This window comes from Pedobacter psychrophilus (assembly GCF_001652725.1).
GTDB classification, from domain to species: Bacteria; Bacteroidota; Bacteroidia; order Sphingobacteriales; family Sphingobacteriaceae; genus Pseudopedobacter; species Pseudopedobacter psychrophilus.
Genome location: NZ_LWHJ01000011.1, coordinates 842,787 through 869,348, shown reverse-complemented (window position 1 = coordinate 869,348; position 26,562 = coordinate 842,787). Strand labels below are relative to the sequence as shown.

Sequence of the window (26,562 nt, the reverse complement as noted above, 5' to 3'; positions counted from 1 at the left end):
TGTAGTAAACAAATACCTTTGTATTTTTACATCTAAATCGATTATTTATGACTTCAGAAAATAAGAAATTTCCTTTGCCACCATTTAATATGGAAACGGCATTACAGAAAGTACAAATGGCAGAAGATGCTTGGAATACAAGAGACCCTGAAAAAGTTTGTTTGGCTTACACCATTGATACAGAGTGGAGAAATAGAACTGATTTTATAAATGGAAGAGAAGAAGTAAAGCAATTTCTTGAGCGAAAATGGGAAAAAGAATTAGATTACAAGCTCAAAAAAGAATTATGGGGTTTTAGAGAAAACCGCATGGCAGTAAGATTTGAGTATGAATGGCATGACCAAACCGGGCAATGGTTTTGTAGTTACGGAAACGAATTATGGGAGTTTGATGCTAACGGTTTAATGCAAAAAAGATATGCCAGTATTAATGATTTGGCTATTGATGAAAAGGATAGGAAATTAAAATAACTGCGATGTCAACAGAATATCAGAAAGTAAACACCTTAATAAGTCCTGCTAACGGAAACCTAGCATTTAAGGTCTATTCATTTGAGGATAACAGTTCTTTTGACCATTTACAACGGTTAAGCTACTATACCGTTATTTTAATTAATAAAGGGCAAGGGAAATTAAAAGTAGATTTTGCTGAGTATAATTTTACTCAAAATACCCTTTTATGTTTCACTCCATATCAGCCTTTTATGATTGAAACAAGTACTGGAATAAGTGGATTTGTTATTAATTTTCATCCAGATTTTTTTTGTATTCATAAACATCAAAAAGAAGTAGCTTGTAATGGTGTTTTGTTTAATGATATTTATAAACCCCCTTTTGTAAATTTAGAGCAAAAAGATTTAGAGAGTTTTTGCACTTTGTTTGAGCAAATGAAAGTGGAAATGAAAAATGTGCAATTGGCACAATATGAATTATTGGTATCGTATTTAAAGATATTCCTTATCACTGCATCAAGACTTAAAACAAATCAAAATCCGCAGGCAAAGCAAGATGTTGCAAACCTTAAAGAACCTTTCATTTTACAAAATTTAAAAGCTGCGATAGAAAAACACTTCAAAACAAAACATACTGCAAATGACTACGCTTTGTTATTAAACATTTCCTCAAAGGCATTGGCAAAAGAAACAAAAACACATTTCAACAAAACTTTAACTAGCTTAATTTCAGAACGAATCATAATAGAAGCCAAAAGGGAATTGTATTTAACATCAAAAACGGTTAAAGAAATCGCTTACGAATTAGGCTATGATGATGAACATTATTTTAGCAGGTTTTTTAAAACAAATGCAGAAGTATCTCCTCAATTTTTCAGAGAAACAGTCGGTTTTGCAAGAGCAGAAGCTTAATTACAAAATAAGAAAACTTTGATTTTAATATAAGATTCTTACTCACAATTGAAAAATTGTATTACTAATTCTACATTTTTGCCACACTTCCAGAACCTACTTTATTAGTTATCACTTTAGGACTTCCCTTATACCTTACAGAACCAGAACCTAAAACTGTGGCATTTAATTCTTCTTTGGTATTTAAATAAACATTGCCAGAACCAGCAATTTTTACTTTGCTTTTATCACTGATTAAGTTTTTTGCGTTTACATCGCCAAAACCTGAGATATATGTATTTACGGAACTTATTATAAAATAATAAAAATATTATAGTTTCAATATTTAGAAACTTTCGTATCTTTATATCATAAGCTGTTTAGATAAATGCAATATTTTCAAACAAAATTCTTAGAAGAAGCTGAAAAATTTATCTCTGAATTAGATGTTAAAATTGCTAGAAAAGTATTTTATAATATAGACTTAGCGCAGCAAACTAATGACCCAAAACTTTTTAAAAAATTATCATATGATATTTGGGAATTTAGAACATTATATCTCGGACTTCAAATCCGGCTTCTGGCATTTTGGGATAAAACGGATAATAAACAAACCTTAGTTTTAGCAACTCATGGTTTAATTAAAAAAGTAGATAAAATGCCTTCGAACGAAATTGAAAGAGCTGTAAAAATTAAAGAACGCTATTTTAATAGCAAATTAAAAAATAAATAAAATGGAAAAAAGCGAAATAAAATCTTATTCACTTACCGAAATGAAAGACAAATATATCGGTCAGATTGGAACTAAAGAAAGAGAAGAATATGAGTATGAATTAAGAATGGATGTTTTGGGAAGGATGATAAAAACTGCAAGACAAGAACGTAATCTAACTCAAGAACAATTAGGAGAGCTTGTTGGAGTGCAAAAATCTCAAATTTCTAAACTAGAAAGCAGTGCAAATAGTGCAACCATTGATACCATCTTAAGAGTATTTAAGGCTTTAAAAGCAGAAATAAACTTTAATGTAAAATTAGAAGAGCAATTCATAAAATTGGCTTAAAAGAAAAAGCTAATTAATAATATCTGTTTATCAATTAGCTTTTCGATTAAAATTGAATTATCTTATTTCAGAACAGTATTCCTACATCTTCTCCACACTTCCAGAACCCACTTTACTTACTGACAATTTTGGGTTTCCTTTATACCTTACAGAACCTGAACCTAAAACAGTAGCGTTCAATTCTTCTTTTGCATTTAGATAAACATTGCCAGAACCAGCAATTTGTACCTGACTTTTATCGCTAATTAAGTTTTTTGCATTTACATCGCCAGAGCCTGAGATAGATATATTTGCAGAACCGACTTCTCCACTTAAACTAACATTTCCAGAACCGCTTAAAGCAATACCAACAGTTTGTGTGTCTAAACCTGCTGTGATTTTTCCTGATCCGCTCAATTGAATATCTGCACCTGCAGAATTTAATTTTCCTTCTAAATCTATACTTCCGCTACCAGAAAGAATTAAACCATCTAATTTTTTTGCGGTTACAATAATACTTATGTTTCCAACACCTTCGTTCCAGGTATTAACATCACGTTTTAAACGAATTTTTAAAACTCCGTTTTGCACTAAAGTTTCTACTCTATCTAAATCTTGTTGGTCGCCTTCTAAAGAAATACTTTCTTTTGAGCCCATTTTTACAGTTACATTGAAAGAACCACTAGAAGAAACAGCATGAAAGTTTTTTACTTCCCGGTCTTCATCGGTAGTTAGATAATTTGAGGTATTAACTGTTTTGGCTTCTGATGCTGTTGAATTAAGTGCTAAGATTGCAATCAAGCAAATTGAATATAGTTTCATGTTATGAGGTTGTTTCTTTTAAAGACGGACAAACTTTTAAAAAGTTGCATCAATCCTTTAAAATTTTCTGATCGATATAAAAATCTCTGGTCACTTTTAAATCATCAATAGATTTTTGGGTCTTTAAGATTTGCCATTTTTCAGTAGGATAAATCATTTTGCTTTCTCCTTCTAGTTTTACCGGCATGTCAAAACCTTTTACATCTGCCTGCCATTTATATTCTACGTTTTTCCCGACTTGCTTAAATTGTAAAGATGGGATGGTAGCATATCTTAAATATTGGTCAAAAATTTTAGTCAGGTTTAACCCTGATCTCTGATTGATATAATTGACCACTTCTTTGGTAGTAGTGGTTTTCTTACCGAAAGTTTCATTTAATCCTGTTAAGATAGAACGCCACTTTTCATCATCATTAATAATGGTGCGAACGGTATGCAACAAATTTGCGCCTTTATAATACATATCTCCAGAACCTTCTTTATTTACTCCATACGGGCCAATAATGGGAATATCATTAGAGATATTTTTTCTTAGCCCAATTACGTAATCGGCTCCCGCTTCTTTTCCGTAAAAATATTCGGTAAACAAGCTTTCAGAGTAATTGGTAAAACCTTCATGAATCCACATGTCGGCAATATCTTTGGAAGTGATGTTATTGCCAAACCATTCGTGGCCGCTTTCATGCACAATGATAAAATCCCATTTTAAACCCCAACCCGTTCCGGATAAATCTCTTCCTAAATAACCTTTTTGATATTTATTTCCATAAGCAACAGCACTTTGGTGCTCCATTCCTAAGTGCGGTGTTTCTACCAATTTGTAACCATCTTTATAAAAAGGATAAGGTCCAAACCAATGCTCAAACGCTGCTAACATTCTTTTTACATCTGTAAATTGAGTTTCGGCCTTTGCTTTATTTTCTGGCAAAACGTAATAATCTAGCGTTAAATCTCCTTTTACACCTTTATAAACATCAGAGATATGGGCATAATTTGTAGCGTTTACGGCAATGTCGTAATTATTAATTGGGTTGCTCACTTTCCAATCGTATTTGGTGTAGCCGTTCTTTAAATCGGTTTTGCCAACTAATCTTCCGTTAGAAACATCCATAATTTCATTCGGCACACTGATACTGATTAAAGCGCTATCCACTTCATCCGCTTGTTGATCCTTGTTTGGCCACCAAATACTTGCTCCAACTCCCTGGCAAGCTGTAGCAATCCAATCTTTATCGCTGTCATGTTTTGCAAAAACAAAACCGCCGTCCCAGGGTGCTCTTTTTGCAACCGTTGGTTTCCCCGAATAAAAAACCTCAAAACTATCTTGTTTCCCTTTTAAAATCTCTTTAGGGAAAGTTAAAAAGACAGCGTTAAATTCTCTTTTACCTTTTAGTTCTTGATTATGGTAAATGATTTTATCGATAGTGAGGTTCTCAAATAAATCGAATTGTAAAGTTTTAAAATTGGTGGTTGCTGTAAATTTAAAAAGATTGCTCCCACTGATAGATCTTGCTTTTGGATCTATTTTCACATCTAAATGGTAATAATTAATATCATAACAAGTGCGGTAAGGCGATGTAATACTGCCACGTAATGTATCTGCTTTGGTAAATTTTTCTTTCGATTCCATGAGTTGGGCACAACTTGTTAAGGCGCTGATAGACAAAACAGTAAAAATAATTGCAATGATTGTGTTTTTCATATTTCAATTTAACAAAAAGGATAGGTCAAGCCCTATCCCTACATTACTACAATCTTTGATGATTTAAAATTTATAACCAATTAATTTACGCTTCGTCATGTCGAGGTAACGAGACATGCCACCAGCAAGGTTGCCATGCTAATTGGTTACCTATATGTGTGATGTCTCCTATCGTCGACATGACGGGATACTTTATTTTTCATAATAGTGGATAGCCAAATGCTATCCCTGCGTATTTATAATTTGCAGATAAACTATAATTTTCTGCGTTCCGTCATGTCGAGGTAACGAGACATCTCACCAGCAATATTGCCATGCTTGATGAAAGCCTAATTGTGCTATGTCTTCTGTCGTTGACATGACGAAATTAAATTATTTTATCACACTAAATTCTATACTGCTATTGTTAAAAACTTTATGTGTTTGTTTTTGGAAATCCTTTTCATCTGCTTTGTAGATATTCGGTACAAATGTTTGTGGATTTCTTTGAATAAAAGGAAACCAAGTGCTTTGAATTTGTACCATCATACGATGCCCTTTTTTGAAAGTGTGCAAAATATCCTGTAAATGAACATCAACTTCTGTTTCCTGATTGGCAACCATTGGAACTGATTTATCAAAACCATCCCTAAATCTGGCTGGCATCACTTCAGAACGAACCATTTGCCAATAATTACTTAATGTTACATTTTTATTCGGCATGTAAGGATTATTTGGTTCATCTGCTGGATAAACATCAATTATTTTTACTACCCAATCCGCATCTGTTCCTGTTGTGCTTACTTTTAATTTAGCCAACATTTCTCCACCAATGGTCATATCCTGATCTAAAACTTCAGTTTGATAAACTAAAACATCTGGTCTTCTGCCTGCAAAACGTTGGTCTTCGCTCATGTAAGCAAAAGGTGTAAATCCAGTTGTCGCAGTAATATCATCCGTATAAGGAACTGGTTTCATGGGATCACTTTCAAATGATCTTGCGCCATATTCCATGGTAGAAATTTCTGATAAACCACCTCTCAAATTAAGTGAATAAACTTTTTTCTCACTATTTGTTGCTGGCCATTTATCAAACATTTTCCATTGTTTAACACCGGTATCAAACATATAAGCCTCAGGTAAACCAGAATTTTTATCTCCCGAACCTTTTAAAAAGTGATCAAAAAATTTGGCTTCAATATTTTTTTGATAGAAAGTTGCCACGCTATCTCCAAAATAAATATCGCCATGCATGGTATGTCCGGTTTCACGACTCCATCTTCCATGTCCAAATGGACCTTCAACAATTGTATTATATGCATTCGGACTGCTTTTTTCAATCGTTTTATAAATAGCTAATGGTCCACGCAAATCTTCCGCATCATACCAACCACCAACACTCATTACTGCAGGTTTAACATCGTTTAAATGAGGCAATAAATTACGCTTTTGCCAAAACTCGTCGTAGTTAGGATGGTTCATGGTTTCTTGAAAAAAGAAATTATCAGCATAATACTTATCCATATTTTTCAATGGACCTAAATCCAAACCAAACTGATAACCATCCTTTGTTTTTGGATCAACCATGGTATACCAAGCTTTAGATGTTGTATCTGTTTTTTGAATCCCAAATAGAGGAAAGGTGAATAAATAGGATTGAAGAAAAGCTCCATTATGATGAAAATCATCAAACCAAAAATCAGAAATTGGTGCTTGTGGCGTAGAAGCTTTTAAAGCTGGGTGATTAGAAGTTAAACCTACGGCCGTATAAAAACCTGGATAAGAAATTCCCCACTGCCCTACTCTACCGTTGTTTCCAGGAAGATTTTTAATCAACCAATCAATCGTATCATAAGTATCAGAGCCTTCATCAACATCTTTTTTAGATTTCTTATTGTCAATAACCGGAGTCATGTTTGTCCACTGACCTTCACTTTTCCAACGTCCACGTACATCTTCGTAAACAAAAATATAACCTTCTTTCATCATCGTTTCTGATGGGCCAACGCTGGTTTTATATTTATCATCGCCGTAAGGTGCAACGCTATAACAGGTACGCTGCATCATGATCGGATATTTTTTATCTTTTGAAGCATCTTTAGGAATATAAATAGAGGCAAAAAGCTTAATCCCATCCCGCATGGTGATGTATTTTTCTACCTTGTTGTAATTCTCTTTTACATAGTTGGATCGGGTTTGAGCATTTACCATAAAAGGTAAAAAAGCAAGCATCAAACAAAATAATCTTTTAATCATAATTTTGGGGGTTAAAAAACTAATATAAGAAACATCAATTTAAATATGGATTTGCTATAGATTTATTACAAAAATATAGATTGGTTTTTTAGGTATTTAATGAAGAAAGGAAATAAATAGAATGAAAATCTCTGGAAAAATTAACAAAAATCGATTGTTAGCGTTCTTAAAATGTTAAATTCTGTTATAAGATGTTAAATATTCTAATTTAATTTTGAGATTAAAATTAATTAGACATCTTTACCTAAATATTTAGTTAAACAACTAACCTACATGAAAAAACATTTACTTACCCTTATCCTTATTATTTCCTCATTCTTATTTACCAAAGCCCAAAACGCTAAAATTTTAGGCGTGGTGAGAGATAGTACAGATAACATCATGCTCAATAATGCGTCGATCAGTGTTTTACAGGCAAAAGATTCTGTTTTGGTTAAATTTACCAGAGCAAATACAGAAGGAAAATTTACCATTGAAAACTTAAAAAGCGGCGATTATTTATTATTAATTACCTATCCTGATTATGCAGATTACATCGAGAATTTCAATTTAAAACCTGATGAAACCAAAGATTTTAAGAACAAAAATTTATTGCTAAAATCAAGGTTATTGCAAGAAGTGATATTTAAAGGAGAGGCGGTTGCTATGCGGGTTAAAGGTGATACTACTGAGTTTAACGCTGGTAGTTTTAAGGTTGAACCAAATGCAAAAGTAGAGGATTTATTAAAGCAACTCCCTGGAATACAGATTGATAAAGACGGAAAAATTACTGCTCAAGGAGAAACCATAAGCAAGGTTTTGGTAGATGGTGAAGAATTTTTTGGAGACGACCCTACCCTTGTTACAAAAAATCTACGTTCTGATATGGTTGATAAAGTACAACTATATGATGATAAAAGCGATAACGCAAAATTTACGGGTATTGATGATGGTGTAAAAAACAAGACGATTAACCTCAAATTAAAAGAAGATAAAAAGAAAGGACTATTTGGTAAAGTTGATGCAGGCATTGGTAATGATGGTTATTACACCTCACAAGGTTTGCTTAATTTCTTTAACAATAAAAAGAAAATCTCTTTTTATAATACCATTGGGAATACAACCCGGACAGGTTTAGATTTTAGAACTGCACAAAAAGCTGGCGTGGGTAGTGATAATATAGATATCTCTGATGATGGAAGTATAAGTTACTATTTTGGTGGTGGGGATGCTTTTTCTAATGAAAATTATTATGGTGAAGGAATTCCTAAAATAATTAATAGTGGTGTGCATTTAGAAAATAAATGGAATGAAGATAAGCAAAGTATCAATTTGGACTACAGGTATGGGCGTTTAAACAATTTAGGATTTAGAAACGCTTTAAATCAAAATAACTTACCTACTTCTACTTTAACAAATTCTAACAACCGTAATTTTGATAACCTTTTAAATCAACAAAAAGTTAATCTAAATTATGAGATCAAGTTAGATACCACCTCTAACATTAAACTTACTTTTGGGGATACTTACAAGAAAAACAATAACTCTGAAAATACTACCAGCTTAGGTTTTAATGATACCAACAATCAAAAAATAAATGATGGGACAAGAACTTTTGATGAAAATAATTCAAATAATAACATCAACTCGTCTTTATTTTATGGCAAAAAATTTAAGAAAGTTGGCCGTACTTTAACTTTTAGATTTAACCAATCTTACTTCAAAAATAATTCTGATGGGATTTTAAAGTCAACAAATAATTTTTACGATGAAACTAATCAGTTGGATAGCATTGATGTTATCAATCAAAACAAATTAAATAACCAGGAAGGCGAATCTTATAAAGCCAGTTTAACTTATACAGAAAAGTTTACCAAATATTTTTCGGTTTCTACAAATTATGATTTTGCGATTAATAATGTACGTTCTAAACTAAATTCTTTTAACGCAAACAGTGCAGGAGAATATGTTAACCTCGACCCAATTTTTTCTAATAATTTAAAATATGATGTAACCACAAACCAAGGAGGTCTATCTTTTGGTTATAAAAAAGAGAAAACTAATCTTACCATCGGGACTAAAGTTGCCCTCTCTAACCTTAAGCAAAATAACTTAGCCCTTAACGATGTTTTTGAGCGTAATTTTACAAATTTTGTGCCCTCAGTAGCTTATAAATATAGTTTTACTCAGCAAAAAACATTCAGTTTAAACTACAACGGAAACACCAAACAACCTAATGTAAACCAATTGCAACCTGTTTTAAACAATAGTAATCCTTTATATATTACTGTTGGTAATAGAAATTTAGATTTGGCTTTTACACATCGCTTTAATGTTAATTATAACTCTTATAAAGTGCTGACTAGTAGAAATATCTATTTTTATGGTTCTTACAGTTTTACCAATAATGATATTATAAACGATGTTACCACAAACCAACAAGGAGCAAGTATTTCTACATATACTAATTTGAAAGACGGAAATACAAATAATTTCTATTTTGGTGGGTCTTTAGGAGGTAAAGTTGGAAAATCTAAAACATATTGGAATACCGGATTCAACACTAATGGTAATACTTACTACAATATTATAAATGATCAGTTAAACGTTAACAAAAGCTATTCTTTTAGTCCTGATTTTAGAATAGGTAGTTATGAGGATAAATTAAGTTTTTCTTTCAGTGCGCAGCCTGGTTATAACATCAATAAATCCTCATTACAAGCTTCACAAAATGCAAATGGATTTATATTCAATTCTTATTTTAGCTTTTCTTACAAATTACCTAAAAAAGTAACTATTCAGATAAATGGAAATTATGAGTATCAACAAAAAACCGTTGCTTTTAACAATAACTTTGATAAATTTATTGTTAACTCCTCCATCTATAAAACCTTTCTTAAAAACGATAATTTAAAATTTGAAATTTCCGGGAATGATCTCTTAAACCAAAATATTGGTTTTGATAGAAGTGCAAATGGAAATTATATCTCACAAACTACATTTAATAATATCCAAAGATATTTCTTAACCACTTTATCCTGGGATTTTTCAAAATTTGGATCTAAAAAATAATAACATGAAAAATATATTTTACTTTATCATTATAGCTTTCTTCATCAACATAAATACTTCTGAAGCACAGTTTGCTCATTTTACAAATAATGGAGTTATAGAATTTGAGAAATCTGCTAACATGTTTGCCATTTTAAAACCTAAAGCAGGCGACGACAATATTTGGCAAAAAGAATTTTATGAGAGGTATATCGCTAATCAACCTCAATTTAACAAGTTCAAATCCAAGCTTTATTTTAATGCTAATCAATCCTTATTTGTACCAAACAAAGAAGATAATGATAATGCAAAAGGGGGTTATTACACAGCAGGAGTTATTCAAATTAATCAAGTTGCTTCAGATTTTAAAACCCAAAAATTTACAACTTTAAAAAAGGTTTTTGAAGAAGATTTTTTGGTAAAAGATTCTCTACGAAAGATAGATTGGAAAATTACTTCAGAAGTAAGAAATATTGCTGGTTATAATTGCAGAAGAGCAAATGCATTGATTATGGATTCTGTATATGTTGTCGCATTTTATACCGATCAAATTCCAGTTTCTGGAGGTCCGGAGTCTTTTACAAGTTTGCCTGGAATGATTTTAGGCATTGCACTACCCTACGAACATGTTACTTGGTTTGCTACAAAAGTGAGTGAATTGCCAGTTTCAGAAAAAGATTTAGCACCTCCAACAAAAGGAAAAATAATAGATTTAAAAGGACTAAAAGCAAAAATTTTAAGTGCTAACGACTATTTTAAAAATAGTTTAAAAGGATTTTTATTATAAATTAATGAGGGCGTTTTAACACATCCACTAGCTGGCGGACGTATCTTTTTTTGTGACTTGCGAATTGGCAAGAGCAAAAAAAGGATGTCGCTGGTATAATTAACGCATCAAAATGTTAACCGAAATACTTTTTGAACACTTTTAAAACATTACTTTGCCAAATAAATAAAACAAAATGAGCGAAAGAAAAAATTATACTACAGGCAGCGAATGGGAAGAAATTATTGGCTACTGCAGAGCGGTAAAAATTGGTAATACTATTGAAATTGCAGGTACAACTGCTACAAAAGATGCTGATGGAAATAATCTAACGACCCTTTTTGGCCAAACTAAAGGCATTTTAGAAAAATTACAACAAGTTTTAATTGATGCAGGTGCATCTTTAGAAAATGTAGTCCGTACTAGAATGTTTATCACTGATATTAGTCTTTGGGAACAAGCGGCGAGAGCACATGGTTTGTTTTTTAAGGATATAAAACCAGTAACTACCATTGTAGAAGTTAACAAATTAATAGACCAAGATATGTTGATTGAAATGGAAATGACAGCTATTTTGTAATGTATTTTCAAATCATTACTAAAAAAAAAGCCGATTGAAATTCAATCGGCTTTTTTATTTGATACTCGATACTTTTTACTTGATACTTAACATCTTAAAAGTGCACCCGATAGGAATCGAACCTATATCGTAAGAACCGGAATCTTACATTCTATCCATTGAACTACGGATGCAATATTTTTTAATTTGTAAAATGAGAATTTGAAAGTGAAAAGTTCTAAAAATCAAATAATCAATTTCAAACATTCCGTCAATTAAACATTCAATCCTTCAATCCATTTATTAACTTAAACGTTAAACCTAAAGTGCATGATGTCGCCATCTTCCACTACATAGGTTTTTCCTTCTACACCTAATTTACCAGCATCTTTACAAGCATTTTCAGAACCTAGGGTTACAAAATCATTGTACTTTATTACTTCTGCCCTGATAAATCCCTTTTCAAAATCAGAATGAATTACACCTGCTGCTTGTGGTGCAGTAAAACCTTTGGTAATTGTCCAAGCCCTAACTTCTTGTACGCCAGCAGTGAAATAAGTATAAAGATCTAATAAACGATAAGCCGCCCTAATCAATTTAGCAACTCCAGATTCTTTCAAACCTAAATCATCTAAAAACATCGCTCTTTCTTCGTAATCTTCTAATTCAGCAATTTCAGATTCGATTTTTGCGGAGATAATTAATACTTCAGCATCTTCATCTTTTACCGCTACTTTAACTAAATCTACATATTTATTACCTGTGTTTACTGATTGTTCATCTACATTACAAACGTAAAGAACTGGCTTAACGGTCAATAAACTTAAATCTTCAATAAACTCTAAATCATCAGCAGAAATTGGTGCAGTACGAGCAGATTTTCCTTGTTCTAAATGAGTTTTAACGACAGATAAAACTTCAAAAGTTCTTTTAGCATCTTTATCTCCACCAGTCTTTGCCATTTTCTCTACCTTTTGGATGCGTTTTGAAACAGTGTCCAAATCTTTCAATTGTAGTTCTGTATCGATAATTTCTTTATCCCTAATTGGATCAACAGAACCATCTACGTGAATCACATTATCATCTTCAAAACATCTTAAAACATGAATAATCGCATTGGTTGCCCTAATATTTCCTAAAAACTGATTTCCTAATCCTTCACCTTTAGACGCTCCTTTAACCAATCCGGCAATATCTACAATCTCAATATTGTTTGGTACTACTTTTTGGGGTTTTACCAATTCAGATAATTTTGTTAAACGATCATCTGGAACAGTAATCACTCCAATATTAGGTTCGATGGTACAAAAAGGAAAGTTTGCCGCTTGCGCCTTAGCGTTAGATAAACAATTAAAAAGAGTAGATTTTCCTACGTTTGGTAAACCTACAATCCCACACTGCAATGCCATATTTTATATATGTTTTATTTGATTATTATTTATTGAATTGAAAGTTGTCCATAGACCATAGTCTATTGACCATTGTCTATATCGCGAATCGGGCGCAAAGATAAGATTTACGATTTAATTATTTTGGGCATTTTAACACGCTATTCGCTCATACTTCACAAGCCTTATACACAGGCCGGTATCCGCTACTATCGTTAATGCGCTTATCAAACTTAAAAAAAGTTTAAACAGTTTTGTCATGTAGAGGAACGAGACATCACACGAGCAAGTTTTAATTTCTTTTATAATTCCAAACCTATTTGTGAGATGTCTCCCTTTGGTCGACAAGACGCGAGATGGCAAAAAACCTTTTAAATTATGAAATTGGCTGCAATCCCTTACAATTAAAAACTGTTTAATAGAAAAATTGATTCCAATTAAAAACACCTATTGCTTTTACAAAGAATTTGGAGTTTATTTATACTAAATATCTAAAAAGCAATGGAAAACAATCAAACGACACCTCAAGGAAGTCTAATAATAGATTTAACTAGTCAGCAGTTTTATAAAGAGATTATTAAATGGCTTAATGTGATTTTTTGGATAGGATTTACAATATGTGTTATTCTTGCTCTGGGATATATTGAAAACTTGATTTTCAAAGTAGAAACTATCGAATATTTAGGAATAAAAAGTGAAATTTCAAAGTCTAAATATCCCCCTTTGGGATTAGCTGTATTAATTTATTCAATTCTCATTCAATTAAATGCTTACAAAAAAAGTTTAAAAATAGCATTACTAAGTTCAAATGAAGACGATTTGATTAATTCCAATTATTATCTCAAAAAGTTATTTAAAACAATTGCTTTTGTCATGATATGTATTTTGGTTTTTGGGCTTATACTTTATGTTATATTACCATCAATATACCCTTAACCAACCCCAAACATCGAACCACCTATTTGCCATAGTTTACTGATATTTTCTTCCACCTTAGCATCCATAATTAACGGTGGTGCATGATGAGGTTTTATCCTTGCATCGATAATTAAAGGTCCATTACAACCCCAATGTTTATGCTCCGTAAAATTGTTGATTCCATAAATATCATGAGATGGATTGCTTCTGGTGAAAGTAACCCAAACAAAATTATTCATGTTTGCAGCGGTAAACTCGGCATCATCACAAATTATAATTAACGGTAAACCTTGCAAATCCTCGGCTTTTAAAGCCTCATTAATTATAGAAATTTCTTTGTTTGTTTGATTTTCATCGATGTATTTTGGGAGTGTTAAAGCCAAAATTCCTGGCATTACCATTTTAAATTGTGTAACTATATTTGGTAAAGCTATTTTTTGAGGAAAACCTTTAATCAAATCCCTCACTACATCTCCGGCGACGGTAATTGCCACTTTAGAACCCGAATTTATATCAGTTCCACTATAATCTAAAGTATCAATGGTGGTTTTAGTATGAAAATGTAAATCACGTTTTAAATCTATACGCTGCAAAATATGCTGCATAAACTCATAAATATTGTTAATATCCAAATCAGGGTTATCTTCTTTCGCACATATAAAAAGGTATTTTGCCAAACTGAGCTGACTTTTCCCTAAAATATGATTGGCAATGGTGATGATTTCCTGTGGTTTCCTTCCTTTTAAATAAGGTGTATATCTTTCGCTGCCAATTGCAAATAATAAAGGATGAACACCAGCCGCATCAACAGCATTTACTGCATGTAATCCTGGAATTTCTTTCGGAATTGCGGCTCCTGTAATATCATGAATCAATTCACCAAAACTAGTATCTTCTTGTGGCGGACGACCAACAACTGTAAAGCTCCAAATAGGGTCTTTTTTATGATAAACGTTGTGGACTTTTAATAGAGGAAATGGATGTTTTAAACTGTAATACCCTAAATGATCGCCAAAAGGTCCTTCTGGTTTATTTGCCATGGGTTCAACCGTTCCTGTAATCACAAAATCGGCATCCGCAGAAATGCAAAAACCTTCATCATCATAAAAATACCTAAACCTTCTATTTCCTAAAGCTCCTGCAAAAGTCATTTCAGACAAACCTTCTGGTAATGGCATCACCGCTGCCAAAGGATGTGCAGGTGGTCCACCTAAAAAAATACTGACTTTTAAAGCTTGGTTTTTAGCATTGGCTTTGGTTTGATGAACCCCAATTCCTCTGTGTAATTGATAATGTAAGCCAATTTCTTCATTTAAAATATAATCGTTTCCTGCCATTTGGATGCGATACATCCCTAAATTAGCATTCATAATTCCTTTATTGTCAATATCTTCCGTATAAACCTGTGGCATAGTTACAAACGGACCTCCATCCATTGGCCAATTCACAATTTGTGGAATATCGCTAATCTTACATTTACCAAAACTAATTTCTGCTCCGCTCCTACCCACTTTCATTGGCAAAGCCGATAAAGCAGTCATGGAAACAGAAGCATATTTTAATGGATTTTTAATGGCTTTTATTGGATCATTTTTAAGCTCAACGAGGGTTTTTATTTTATCTAGGCTATCCCTAAACATAAATTTACTTCGTTCTAACGTTCCAAATAAATTAGAAACAGCAGGGAATTTACTACCCTTAATATTTTCGAAGTAAAGTGCTGGTCCTTTATTTTCATAGACCCGCAAATGAATGGATGACATCTCTAAATAAGGATCAACTTCTTCTTTAATCCTAATTAAATGACCATGTTTTTCCAGGTCGTTAACGCAATCTCTTAAACTTTTATAGCCCATTGATCAAAGAAATAATTGAAAATCAAAATTGTTTGATTTAATTTAATTTTCACAATATATATCTGATGCAAATTGCAATTAATCTTTTTTATAAACAGAAAAACAAATCAAATGAATGATAATATTTAATAAAAAAGATATCTTTTTATCCATCTGTTTTACAATCAATCAATATTTATTTTGAGCTATAAACCTTACCTTTGCAGCAATTATGATTACAGTTTCAAATTTATCATTACGTTTTGGAAAACGTACATTGTTTGAGGACGTTAACCTCAAATTTACACAAGGGAATTGCTACGGAGTTATCGGAGCAAATGGCGCAGGGAAATCTACGTTTATGAAAATTTTAGCTGGTGAGATGGATCCAACTGGCGGTAATGTTAGTTTTACCCCTGGCGAGCGTATGGCTGTTTTAAACCAAAATCATTATGCATTTGATGATAACACGGTTTTAGAAACGGTAATGATGGGCTGGAAAGAATTATATAGCATCATGAAAGAAAAAGATGCTATCTACATGAAAGAAGATTTTTCTGAAGCTGATGGGATTAGAGCTGGTGAATTAGAAAATATTTTTGCTGAAATGGACGGCTGGAATGCCGAAAATGATGCTGCAACTTTATTAAGTAACCTTGGGATTTCTGAAGACAAACATTATAAATTAATTAAAGAATTAGATGGTAACGAAAAAGTGAGGGCTTTACTGGCTCAAGCGTTGTTTGGTAACCCTGATATTTTAATTTTAGATGAGCCTACCAACGATTTGGATATTGAAACGATTGGTTGGTTAGAGAATTTTTTGGCAGATTATCAAAATATAGTTTTAGTTGTTTCTCACGATAGACACTTTTTGGATACGGTTTGTACGCACATAGTTGATATTGATTTTAGCAAAATGAATATTTATTCTGGCAACTACAGTTTCTGGTATGAATCTTCACAATTGGCTTTAAGACAACGTTCTGACCAGAATAAAAAGGCGGAAGATAAAATTAAGGAATTACAAGAATTTATCCGCCGTTTTTCTGCAAATGCTTCAAAATCTAAGCAGGCAACTTCTCGTAAAAAGGCTTTAGATAAAATCAATGTAGATGAAATAAAAGCATCAAGCAGAAAATATCCTGCAATTATGTTTAACCAAATGTCTAGGGATATTGGTGACCAAGTTTTACAGGTAGAAAATTTAACTAAGGTTTCTAATGGCGAGACATTATTTAAAAACATAAGTTTTACCATTGCCAAAGGCGATAAAGTGGCTTTAATGTCGCAAAATTCTTTGGCTACAAGCGCATTACATGATATTTTAGCTGGACGTGATATTGATTATAAAGGTGAATTTAAATGGGGTGTTACTGTAGTTCCAGCTAGCTTACCAATTGATAATCATGATTACTTTGAGGGAAAAGATGATAATTTGGTAGATTGGTTAAGGGAATATTCTGTTGCAGAAAAAGACGAAACCTTTATTAGAAGCTTTTTAGGCCGAATGTTATTCTCTGGCGAAGAGGTTTTTAAAAAATCTAGCGTACTATCTGGAGGTGAAAAAATGCGTTGTATGTTTTCTAAAATGATGCTTGAAGCTCCAAACCTTTTATTATTTGATGAGCCAACCAATCACTTAGATTTAGAGTCAATCACTGCATTGAACAATGGGATGAAAGATTTTAAAGGCGTGATACTATTTACTTCCCGTGATCATGAACTAACAGAGACAGTTGCAAACCGTGTAATTGAAATTACCCCAAAAGGTGTTCTAGATAAATTAATGGATTATGACGAATATATTAGCAGCGAAACAATAAAACAACAAAGAGCCGAGTTATACGGAGAACTGGTTTAATTTTTAGATCTTTAGATAAAAGAATCAAGAGCAAAGATTATTAAATAAAGATTAAAGCCGATGATTTTTTTAATTTAAAACTTAAATCTCTTAAATTAGTCCTAACAAACTAACAATCAAATCAACTAACAAACTAATATGATAAAATTCCTTCAAACTTTCACAGTAGTATGCTTTATGGCTTTTACTGCTTTCGCACAAGAACCAACGAGTGCTGCCAAAGGCATAACTTACGGTGAGAAAATAAACGCTAAAAATTTAATTCCGGTTAGTCAGTTAAGTACAAAAATGGGAAATTCTGAAATCTTAAACACTAAAATTTCTGGTACTGTAACCGATGTTTGTACTGCAAAAGGTTGTTGGATGAAATTGGATAACGGTGATGGTACAAAAACAATGGTCACTTTTAAGGATTATGCTTTCTTTATGCCAAAAGATATTATTGGTAAAAAAGTAGCTTTAGATGGTGTCTCTAAAAAAGTCATCACTTCCGTAGATGAGCAAAAGCATTATTTAGAAGATGCTGGGAAATCAAAAGAAGAAATTGCTAAAATCACTCAACCAAAAAATGAGATTAAATATGAAGCTAAAGGAGTTTTAGTTTTGTAGTTATTCTTTAAAAAGCAAAAAAGCCTTCAATTTTTTAAAAATTGAAGGCTTTTTTATGAATAATTCTTCAGAATTACTCTCCTAAAATATCATGTAAAACATTATCGAAGGTGTATTTAGCATCTTTTACATTCACAAAGCTTTCCTCATCTATAATTAAATCACCAGAATTAACAGTTCCTAATAAACTGAAATCTGTATCCACAGTTGCCATAAATTCTACAAAAGCTTCTTGATTTTCTGTAGAAACTGAAACAACAACCCTACCTTGTGCCTCGCCGAAAAGAAAAGCATCTTTTCTAAAATCGCTATCAGTTTCAATTTCAAAACCTAATCCATTTGGCATAGCCGATTCTAATAAAGTGATATATAAACCTCCATCAGCTACATCATGAACAGATTGGACTAATTTATTTAAAATTAGTTTTTTGATTACTTGATGCATTTCGTACTCTTTATCCAGATCAAAATATGGAGCTGGAGACTTTGTGATTTTATGATAGGAAGCTAAATACTGAGAAGAAGCAATATCATTTTGGCTTTCGCCGATTAGATAAATTAAATCCCCTTCAATTTTAAAATCTAAAGTCATCATGTTATTCACATCATCCATTACTCCTAACATCCCAATAGTTGGCGTAGGGAAAACCGGACCTTCATCTGAAGACTGGTTATAAAAAGAAACATTACCACCAGTAACTGGAGTTTCAAACTTAGTACAAGCCGAACTCATGCCTTTAATTGCACCCACAAACTGCCAATAAACTTCAGGAACATAAGGATTTCCAAAATTTAAACAATTGGTAATAGCTACAGGTTCGCCACCAGCACAGGTAATATTCCTTGCAGCCTCAGCAACAGCAATAGCACAACCTTTTTCAGGATCAGCATTTACATAACGAGAATTACAATCTACCGTCAAAACAATAGCTTTATCGTTGTTTTTTACAGAAACAACCGCAGCATCACTTGGTTTATTGGTGGTCATAGTTGCAGTACCAACCATAGAATCGTACTGACTTGTTACCCATCTTTTGGATGCAATATTTGGATGAGACGTTAAATGTTGTGCAACTTCTTTTAAATCTGCTGGCTCTTTAACATCATCAATATTAAATTTTTGAAATTCTTTAAAATAAGCCGGTTCTTTATATTCTCTTTCGTAAACTGGTGCACCTCCTCCTAAAACTAAATCGTCTGCAGGTACATCTGCAACCAACTCGCCATTCATATAATATTCTAAGCGTTTGGTATCGGTTACTTCTCCAATAATAGCACAATTTAGATCCCATTTATCAAAAACAGCTTCCACCAAAGCTTCTTTTCCTTTTTCGACAACAATCAACATACGCTCTTGAGATTCTGATAATAAAATCTCAAACGGCAACATATTTTGCTGACGAGTAGGAACTTTATCTAGATCGATACGCATTCCATGTTCTCCTTTGGCACTCATTTCAGAATTTGAGCAGATAATTCCAGCAGCACCCATATCTTGCATCCCGATAACCGCACCAGTTTGGATAACTTCTAATGAGGCCTCCAATAATAATTTTTCCTGAAAAGGATCACCAACTTGAACAGCTGGTAAATCATTTACAGAATCGGCAGAAATATCTTTAGAAGCAAAAGAAGCTCCATTGATTCCGTCTTTACCAGTAGCAGAACCAACAATGTAAACTGGATTTCCCACTCCATAAGAAGTTGCAGAAACGGTTTCGCCCACTTTAACAATTCCGGCAGACATTGCATTTACCAATGGATTAACATGATAGCATTCATCAAAAAAGACTTCACCACCAACCGTTGGTATTCCGAATGCATTGCCATAATCACCAATCCCTTTAACTACACCTTTAATCAGCCATTGCGTTTTTGGATGATTAATATCTCCAAAACGTAAAGAGTTTAATTGTGCAATTGGCCTTGCTCCCATAGTAAAAATATCACGATTAATACCACCTACCCCAGTCGCAGCACCTTGATAAGGTTCTAAAGCAGAAGGATGATTATGAGATTCTATTTTAAATACACAAGCAATACCATCTCCTAAATCTACCATACCTGCATTTTCTTCACCAGCTTTGGCCAACATTCGTGGACCATCTTTAGGAAGTTTTTTAAGCCAGGTTATAGAATTTTTGTAGGAGCAATGCTCACTCCACATTACAGAAAAGATTGATAATTCTGTAAAATTTGGTGTTCTTCCTAAAATCTCAATTATCTTTTCAAATTCTTCTGGTCTTAAACCTAATTCTTTTGCGGTATTTTGGGTGGCGAGTTTTGTATTTTCCAATTTATCTTAAGTATATTTGAATAGTTTTCAAAGTTAAAAATTCAATTCAGTTACCGAAAAGGATTTAATTTAAATATTTACCTAAAACATGTTCAAACGATTAGTAATTGTTTCTTTCTTTCTAGCAATTTGTTTAAACTCTTTTGCACAACAATATGGAAATGAGTGGATTGATTTCTCTCAAAAATATGCTAAGATTACTATTAATAATGAGGGGCTTTTTAAAATCACTTATGATGATGTTATTGCTAAAAATCTTTTCTTAGGAAATTTGGATCCAAATAAGTTTCAGATTTTTAATAAAGGTATCGAAATTCCATTGATGATCACAGGGTCACAAGATGGGAAATTTGATCAACGTGATGAAATATTTTTCTATGGAAATAAAAATGATGCCTCTTTGGATAAAATTCTTTATACAAACCTAAGCGATCTTCCAAACGATGAAATAAGTCTTTTTACTAATGAAAATTTTTACTTTCTAACTTATAGCCCTACAAAAACTGGTTTGCGATACCAAATCTCAAATTTACCTAGTACTGGTTTAACTCCCGAAAACTATGTAATTGCTAGAGATCGTTTAAACTTCGATTCAAATTATTATCCTGGTGAGTATATTTTAGATGCCATGTCTTTATCAGAATACATTGAAGGTGAAGGTTATCTAGGGTCATCTATATCTAAAGGCCAGGTATTAAATTATCAATTAAATACCTCTAATTTTATAACCTCTAACTATCCTTCTAGTGTCTCTATTTATATTGCAGGAAGATCCAATGCTGCTTCTACTAATAGTAATGGCAACAATCATCATTTTAGATTAATTAACAATTCAACTACATTATTTGACTCATTATATCGAGGTTATAAATCAATAAGAAAAACAATTCCCCTAATAGTAAATACAAATAGCACTAATATAGCTTTTTCTTCTATTGATGATTTAGGAGCTGTTACTGATTTTCAGGCACCGGGTTATTTAGAGATAAAGTTTTCAAGAAATCTTAACCTAGCAGGGCTAAGTAATTTGAGTTTTAAACTAGAAAATTCAAAATCTTCGACTTTATTAAATTTCTCAAATTCTAACTTAGTAAACCCAATTATTTTAGAAAAGAAGGGTAATAATGGATTTTTAAGCTCTGGAAACAATTCTTATGTAATTAAAGATGCCAATTCAATACTTGAATACTATTTAGTAGATCAAAACAATGCGATGAAAGCGCAATTAAATGGCGTTACGTTTAAAAATATAAACCAATCTTCATCAAAAAATTATCTAATCATAAGTAATAATTCGTTAAAGGCTGGTGCCGAGGCCTATCAACTTTACAATCAATCTATCTCAATGCCCACTTCCATCGTTTATACCGATGATCTTTATAATGAATTTTATTATGGCTTTCATCATCCTGTTGCATTAAGAAATTATTGTAAATATATGATTGAAAAGGGTAGTGTTAAACCAGAATATTTATTGCTACTAGGTAAGGGTTACGAAAACTCTAGAGAAAATATGACTGGAGATTTAGTACCAACAATTGGATATCCTGGAAGTGATAATATGCTAACTTCTGGATTAAATGGAAGTAATTTAGAACCTGGATTGGCTACTGGCAGAATACCTGCAAGAAATAATACTGACATTAATAATTATTTAAATAAGTTAAAGGTTTATAATGTTTTAGGTAATGATTTATGGAGAAAAAAGATACTTCAAACTACTGGAGGAAAAACAATATCTGAAGTAACCAGTTTTGGAAATTACCAAGAGAATCTTTATCAGATTTCAAAATTTGAATACTTTGGAGCAACAAGATCTAGAATTTATAAAAACGTTACCGACCCTATTACAGAAAACCAAACCGAAAAAATAATTAATGAAACAAGAGACGGAATTGCTTTATTATCCTATTTAGGACATGGATCTGCAACAGGTACTGAAATTGCTTTCGGCAAAGCTGTGGACCAATTAAACCAAGCAAAGCCTACAATTTATTTAGTAAACGGATGTAGTACAGGCCAATGTTTTACTACCATAAATGCGTTAAGTGAGGATTTTATATTAACAAAAGATGTTGGTGCAGTTGCGTGGATTGGAACTTCTAGCGAAGGTGTGGCTTCATATTTAATGAGCGCTTCAGCAAAATATCATGAAAACTGGTTTAACAAATTATACGGACAATCTATAGCAAAAGGAATAAAAGAAGGCTTAAAATCTTTTCAAAATGCAAATGACAAATTAAACTTAGCTCACACTCGACAATACATTTATCTTGGTGATCCGTATCTAAAATTCAATTCGCCACAAAAACCAGATTTTAATATTCAAAACTCATATCTATTCCCTACAGAAAGTTCTCAAAATGCAACTGCTGCAGCTTTAAATATCTCTCTAAAAATAGAAAATTTACAAAAATCAATTAAGGATAGCGTAAGTATAAAAATAGAAAGAACTTTACCCGATAATAGTGTTTTAAATATACCTGCATTTAAAATTAAACCAATCTACAACAAAGATACAATTCCCATTAAATTGAATAATACTGGTTTAAATGTAGCTGGCAATAATAAGATTAAAGTTACTGTGAACTTTGATAATAGTCTAGATGAATCAATCACTGCTAATAATATTGCAAATCTTGATTTGTTTTTACCTGGAAATGGAGTGAAAACTATTTATCCTATCAATAAAGGAATTATTTCAAGGTCTCCTGTTGTTTTAAAAGCGGAGCCTGATAATTTGTTCGCCAAAAATGCAGAATATCTATTTGAAATTGATTCTTTAAGCACTTTCAATAGTCCTTTCAAATCTAATTCACCTATAATTACAGCAGGTGTCTTTCCACAATGGAGTCCCCCTGTACTGCTAAAAGATGGAAAAGTATATTATTGGCGAACAAGATTAAATTTACCTATTGACCAAGGTGGAAACTGGACTAATTCCTCATTTACTTATTTAAAAAACACTTTAGATGGTTATAGCATAGCAAATAAATCTCAATTAGAGAATTTAACACTCACTAAGTTAAGTTATTCAGTTACTACTGGAAATTTTGAATTTTTAAATAATTATTTCACAACCTCAATTACCACTATGGGAGATGATGCCCCTAATCCTACAACCAAAAGGTTTAGAACTACTCAAGCAGTAGATTTTGGCACTCCACTTTTTGAAGGTATTACTTTAGTGGCCATGAACCCACTAACACCTAATAAATTCTTCAGCTATCCAAGTCCTTTTAATTCCACAAATGGTCCAATGTTGGTAAATGGCTACACTGGTCAATATTTTTGGAATATAAATGACCCCATTCAGGTAGATTCTTTAATTAGGTTTATTAACCAGATACCTAATAATTATCATGTAATAGGTTTAAATGGTAGAAATGCAACAATTAATCAACTTTCTTCTAATGCCAAACTAGCTTTACAATCTTTTGGATTAAATAAATTTAATTTAGTGAATTACGGAGAGCCATATTTGTTTTGGGGAATTAAGGGTACTCAATCTGGAAGTGCATTAGAGTTTACAGCAGATTATACTTCAAATATTCCTCCAAAATCTCAAACTTTTCAGATAATACATGATCTTTTATATCCTTTGTCTTCTGGGAGTTTTACAACCGAACCTATTGGTCCATCGCAAGAATGGCGTAATGTTGATATATCATATGCTAAAAATAATTTTGATGATATATCATATGATATTATAGGAGTTACACCCATAGGTGTTGAACAAACTATAATGAAGAATATTAAAAATGATAAATTTGACATCAGTAATATTTTAGCAAAAGATTATCCCTATCTAAAAATCAAAACAAATGTTACAGATGAAACTGAGTTTTCATTTCCTCATTTAAATCATCTAATAATAGATAGTAAGCCTCTATCTGATTTTAGTTTTAATACGGATGTTTTTAATCAATTTAAAGACAAACAAATTCAAGAAGGTGATAGTTTAAAATGGGAAATTGGTATAAGTAATACACTTGATTACGATACAGATTCTATTTCAGGCACTTATACCATTACTAATCAAAATCAGAAATTTATTACCAAACCGTTTTCGTCTCTAGCACCCCTAAAACCTGGTATAACTAGAAACATAAAAATTGCAGAAAACACTCTTAATTTTTCAGGAAGTAACACCATTAAAATTCAGTTAAACTCAGCTAACAAAGATCTTTATTCTTTTAACAATAATATTTCTTACGATTATGCGGTTCAAAAAGATATTAAACAATCTTTTGTCAATGTACTTTTTGATGGCAGAAATATCATTAATGGTGACATTGTTTCCCCAAAGCCCAATATTCAAATTAGTAATACTGATGACAATAAATTCTTGCTACTAAACGATACTGCAAATGTTGATATCTATATCAAACGTCCTAAGGATGATAACTTTAAAAGAATTAGTTATTCTGATAAATCCATAAATTTCAAACCTTCAACATCTGAAGAAAAAAACATATCCCTAATTGAATATAAGCCAGAACTATTAGATGACGGATTATACACCTTAAAAGTTAAGGCAAAAGATGTATCAGGAAATATGAACAACAATGATTATTTAGTGGACTTTGAGATTATTAATGAATCATCGCTTACACACTTTTATCCTTACCCTAACCCTGTTGTAAACGCTATGAAATTTGTTTTTACACTAACCGGAGCAAAAGTTCCCGATAAAATAAAAATCACAATTTATAATAGTAGTGCAAAAGTTGTTAAAACAATTACCAAATCTGATTTGGGAAACATAAAAATTGGAAATAATATATCTGATTTTACTTGGGATTGTACTGATGAGTTTGGAGATAGATTGGCAAATGGCGTTTACTTTTATAAAGTTGACATTTCAGATGCTGATGAAAATTTCAATTTGAGAAGAACATTTGGCGATAAAAACTTTAAATCAAATACAGGTAAGATTTATATTATTAAATAATTTCTCTAAACTTATATTTCTCTTTCAAAAAAAAATACAATAAAACTATACTTGATATAATAAAAGATATGGAGCAACTCATCACAGCGCCAAAGATTTTAAATTCTTTAACTAAAATGTAGCCCAATAATACAGAAGGAATTAAACCCGCTAATGAGCTATAAAGATTAATTTTCATTTTACCTAAACTACTAAAGAAATAACCTAAAATTTTCGCTAGTGTAAACATTAAAATTGCCGGAGCCATCATTAATAACAATGGCTTCACACTAGAAAAATCTTTATTTAACAATTTCACATATACATGAGAAGGGATAATATATACTATTATTAGTGTTAATAAAGTAAAAAAAACAGAAATCTTCATATACTTAAAAAATTGCGCAACGCTGCTTTTTTTTAACTTATCTGTTTTAGAAATCTCATTTCCTAAAAGTGTACCTGTTGAAGTAGCAAACAACCATATTACATTTGCAAAAGATAAAACAATACTAAATACTCCTACAGCTTTTAAGCCTACGAATTTTTCAATAAAAAAATAAGATACCCTATAATTAATTATTTGAGAGAAATTTGCTGTTTGATTTACAATACCTAAACTTATTGAATCTACAAACAAAGGCTTTATATTGTCATATCTTAGTTTATCTTTTTTGAGTTCTTTTCTTAGAACTATTAATGCTACTACACTTATTATCGAATAAGAAAACAGTTGAAATAGCAAAAAGTCTTTAACTGTAAAAAAAGTAAGTCCTTTCTGAATTAGAAACAAAAGCAATATTAATGGCTGTAAAATAATTAGAAAATTATACCATTTTATGTTCATTTTATTTAATACCACCCTAAGGTTAAGCATAAATACAGAAATAAAAATGGTGTTGAAGAAAAAAACAACCTGTAAGTCTTTCTCAATTAAATTAAAAAAAGAGATTACTAATGTGCTAACTATAGAGACCATTAAAAACCAAAAATAGGAGATTAAAAAAATTTCTTTCATTTGATATTTCTTTAAGAGAAATAAAACAGTACCCACACCAAATATTTCGTTTATTAATTGAACAACTGAAATATAAATAGTAATTATGCTTAGATAACCTTTGCCGTACGAGCCTAAAAATTTAGCTGTTATTAATGTGGTAATTAAGCTTAAAATTGCAACCAAGAAGTTAGCTTGAAAGGAAAATATTACTTTTTTAAACATC

The 26,562-nt window shown here is 31.8% G+C and carries 19 protein-coding genes and 1 tRNA gene; 11 read left to right on the top strand and 9 right to left on the bottom strand.

Features of this window, described 5'->3' with window-relative positions:
* The first annotated feature begins 47 nt into the window (after positions 1-47).
* Both A5893_RS04245 and A5893_RS04240 read left to right on the top strand, forming a co-directional pair.
* Complete coding sequence (locus A5893_RS04245) at positions 48-470, top strand: nuclear transport factor 2 family protein (protein WP_068821281.1); 423 nt, start codon at positions 48-50, stop codon at positions 468-470.
* 5 nt (positions 471-475) lie between these two features.
* Entirely contained in the window at positions 476-1,363 is an 888-nt protein-coding gene (locus A5893_RS04240) for a helix-turn-helix domain-containing protein (RefSeq protein WP_068821280.1), read from the top strand.
* 70 nt (positions 1,364-1,433) lie between these two features.
* On the opposite strand, the gene A5893_RS18275 is transcribed toward A5893_RS04240, so the two are convergent.
* Entirely contained in the window at positions 1,434-1,655 is a 222-nt protein-coding gene (locus tag A5893_RS18275; RefSeq protein ID WP_394330779.1) for a GIN domain-containing protein, read from the bottom strand.
* 75 nt (positions 1,656-1,730) lie between these two features.
* On the opposite strand from A5893_RS18275, the gene A5893_RS04235 reads away from it, so the two are divergent.
* On the top strand, positions 1,731-2,075 hold the full coding sequence (locus A5893_RS04235) for a type II toxin-antitoxin system RelE/ParE family toxin (protein WP_068821279.1): 345 nt from the start codon (positions 1,731-1,733) through the stop codon (positions 2,073-2,075).
* Position 2,076: 1 nt separating this feature from the next.
* Positions 2,077-2,403: a helix-turn-helix domain-containing protein gene (locus tag A5893_RS04230; protein WP_068821278.1), complete on the top strand. Its 327-nt coding sequence runs from the start codon at positions 2,077-2,079 to the stop codon at positions 2,401-2,403.
* A gap of 81 nt (positions 2,404-2,484) precedes the next feature.
* Here the strand turns inward: A5893_RS04230 and A5893_RS04225 are convergent, their stop codons facing one another.
* The 3 genes from A5893_RS04225 to A5893_RS04215 all read right to left on the bottom strand — a co-directional run bounded on the left by A5893_RS04225 (position 2,485) and on the right by A5893_RS04215 (position 7,141).
* A complete protein-coding gene (locus A5893_RS04225) occupies positions 2,485-3,204 on the bottom strand; it encodes a head GIN domain-containing protein (protein WP_068821277.1) in 720 nt (239 codons plus the stop codon).
* A 49-nt stretch (positions 3,205-3,253) separates the two neighbouring features.
* Positions 3,254-4,906 (bottom strand): M1 family metallopeptidase, encoded by a 1,653-nt coding sequence (locus A5893_RS04220; RefSeq protein ID WP_068821276.1) that lies wholly within the window; start codon positions 4,904-4,906, stop codon positions 3,254-3,256.
* Between the two features lie 372 nt (positions 4,907-5,278).
* Positions 5,279-7,141, bottom strand: a complete 1,863-nt coding sequence (locus A5893_RS04215) for a CocE/NonD family hydrolase (RefSeq protein WP_068821275.1) — start codon at positions 7,139-7,141, stop codon at positions 5,279-5,281.
* Between the two features lie 273 nt (positions 7,142-7,414).
* Here A5893_RS04215 and A5893_RS04210 point away from each other — a divergent pair, with 273 nt between their 5' ends.
* From A5893_RS04210 to A5893_RS04200, 3 genes are all read left to right on the top strand, one after another.
* Positions 7,415-10,192: an outer membrane beta-barrel family protein gene (locus A5893_RS04210; RefSeq protein ID WP_068821274.1), complete on the top strand. Its 2,778-nt coding sequence runs from the start codon at positions 7,415-7,417 to the stop codon at positions 10,190-10,192.
* 4 nt (positions 10,193-10,196) lie between these two features.
* Complete coding sequence (locus A5893_RS04205) at positions 10,197-10,958, top strand: GLPGLI family protein (RefSeq protein ID WP_068821450.1); 762 nt, start codon at positions 10,197-10,199, stop codon at positions 10,956-10,958.
* A 175-nt stretch (positions 10,959-11,133) separates the two neighbouring features.
* Positions 11,134-11,517, top strand: a complete 384-nt coding sequence (locus A5893_RS04200) for a RidA family protein (RefSeq protein WP_068821273.1) — start codon at positions 11,134-11,136, stop codon at positions 11,515-11,517.
* Between the two features lie 101 nt (positions 11,518-11,618).
* On the opposite strand, the gene A5893_RS04195 is transcribed toward A5893_RS04200, so the two are convergent.
* Positions 11,619-11,690, bottom strand: a tRNA-Arg gene (locus tag A5893_RS04195).
* 114 nt (positions 11,691-11,804) lie between these two features.
* The gene (gene ychF, locus A5893_RS04190) at positions 11,805-12,905 is read right to left on the bottom strand and encodes a redox-regulated ATPase YchF (protein WP_068821272.1); all 1,101 of its coding nucleotides are present in this window, start codon (positions 12,903-12,905) and stop codon (positions 11,805-11,807) included.
* A 480-nt stretch (positions 12,906-13,385) separates the two neighbouring features.
* Here ychF and A5893_RS04185 point away from each other — a divergent pair, with 480 nt between their 5' ends.
* On the top strand, positions 13,386-13,820 hold the full coding sequence (locus tag A5893_RS04185; RefSeq protein ID WP_068821271.1) for a hypothetical protein: 435 nt from the start codon (positions 13,386-13,388) through the stop codon (positions 13,818-13,820).
* Here A5893_RS04185 and A5893_RS04180 read toward each other — a convergent pair.
* Complete coding sequence (locus A5893_RS04180; protein WP_068821270.1) at positions 13,817-15,658, bottom strand: UbiD family decarboxylase; 1,842 nt, start codon at positions 15,656-15,658, stop codon at positions 13,817-13,819. The genes A5893_RS04185 and A5893_RS04180 overlap by 4 nt on opposite strands.
* 211 nt (positions 15,659-15,869) lie before the next feature.
* Between A5893_RS04180 and A5893_RS04175 the strand changes: the two genes are divergently transcribed.
* Together A5893_RS04175 and A5893_RS04170 are read left to right on the top strand one after the other, a co-directional pair.
* Positions 15,870-17,501: an ABC-F family ATP-binding cassette domain-containing protein gene (locus A5893_RS04175; RefSeq protein ID WP_068821269.1), complete on the top strand. Its 1,632-nt coding sequence runs from the start codon at positions 15,870-15,872 to the stop codon at positions 17,499-17,501.
* Positions 17,502-17,639: 138 nt separating this feature from the next.
* Entirely contained in the window at positions 17,640-18,110 is a 471-nt protein-coding gene (locus tag A5893_RS04170; RefSeq protein ID WP_068821268.1) for a DUF4920 domain-containing protein, read from the top strand.
* Between the two features lie 73 nt (positions 18,111-18,183).
* On the opposite strand, the gene purL is transcribed toward A5893_RS04170, so the two are convergent.
* Positions 18,184-20,406 (bottom strand): phosphoribosylformylglycinamidine synthase subunit PurL, encoded by a 2,223-nt coding sequence (purL, locus tag A5893_RS04165; RefSeq protein WP_068821267.1) that lies wholly within the window; start codon positions 20,404-20,406, stop codon positions 18,184-18,186.
* Positions 20,407-20,494: 88 nt separating this feature from the next.
* Between purL and porU2 the strand changes: the two genes are divergently transcribed.
* Complete coding sequence (gene porU2, locus A5893_RS04160) at positions 20,495-25,360, top strand: putative type IX secretion system sortase PorU2 (protein WP_068821266.1); 4,866 nt, start codon at positions 20,495-20,497, stop codon at positions 25,358-25,360.
* Here porU2 and A5893_RS04155 read toward each other — a convergent pair.
* A complete protein-coding gene (locus tag A5893_RS04155; protein ID WP_068821265.1) occupies positions 25,353-26,561 on the bottom strand; it encodes an MATE family efflux transporter in 1,209 nt (402 codons plus the stop codon). The two genes, porU2 and A5893_RS04155, sit on opposite strands and share 8 nt — an antisense overlap.
* Between the last annotated feature and the right edge of the window lies 1 nt (position 26,562).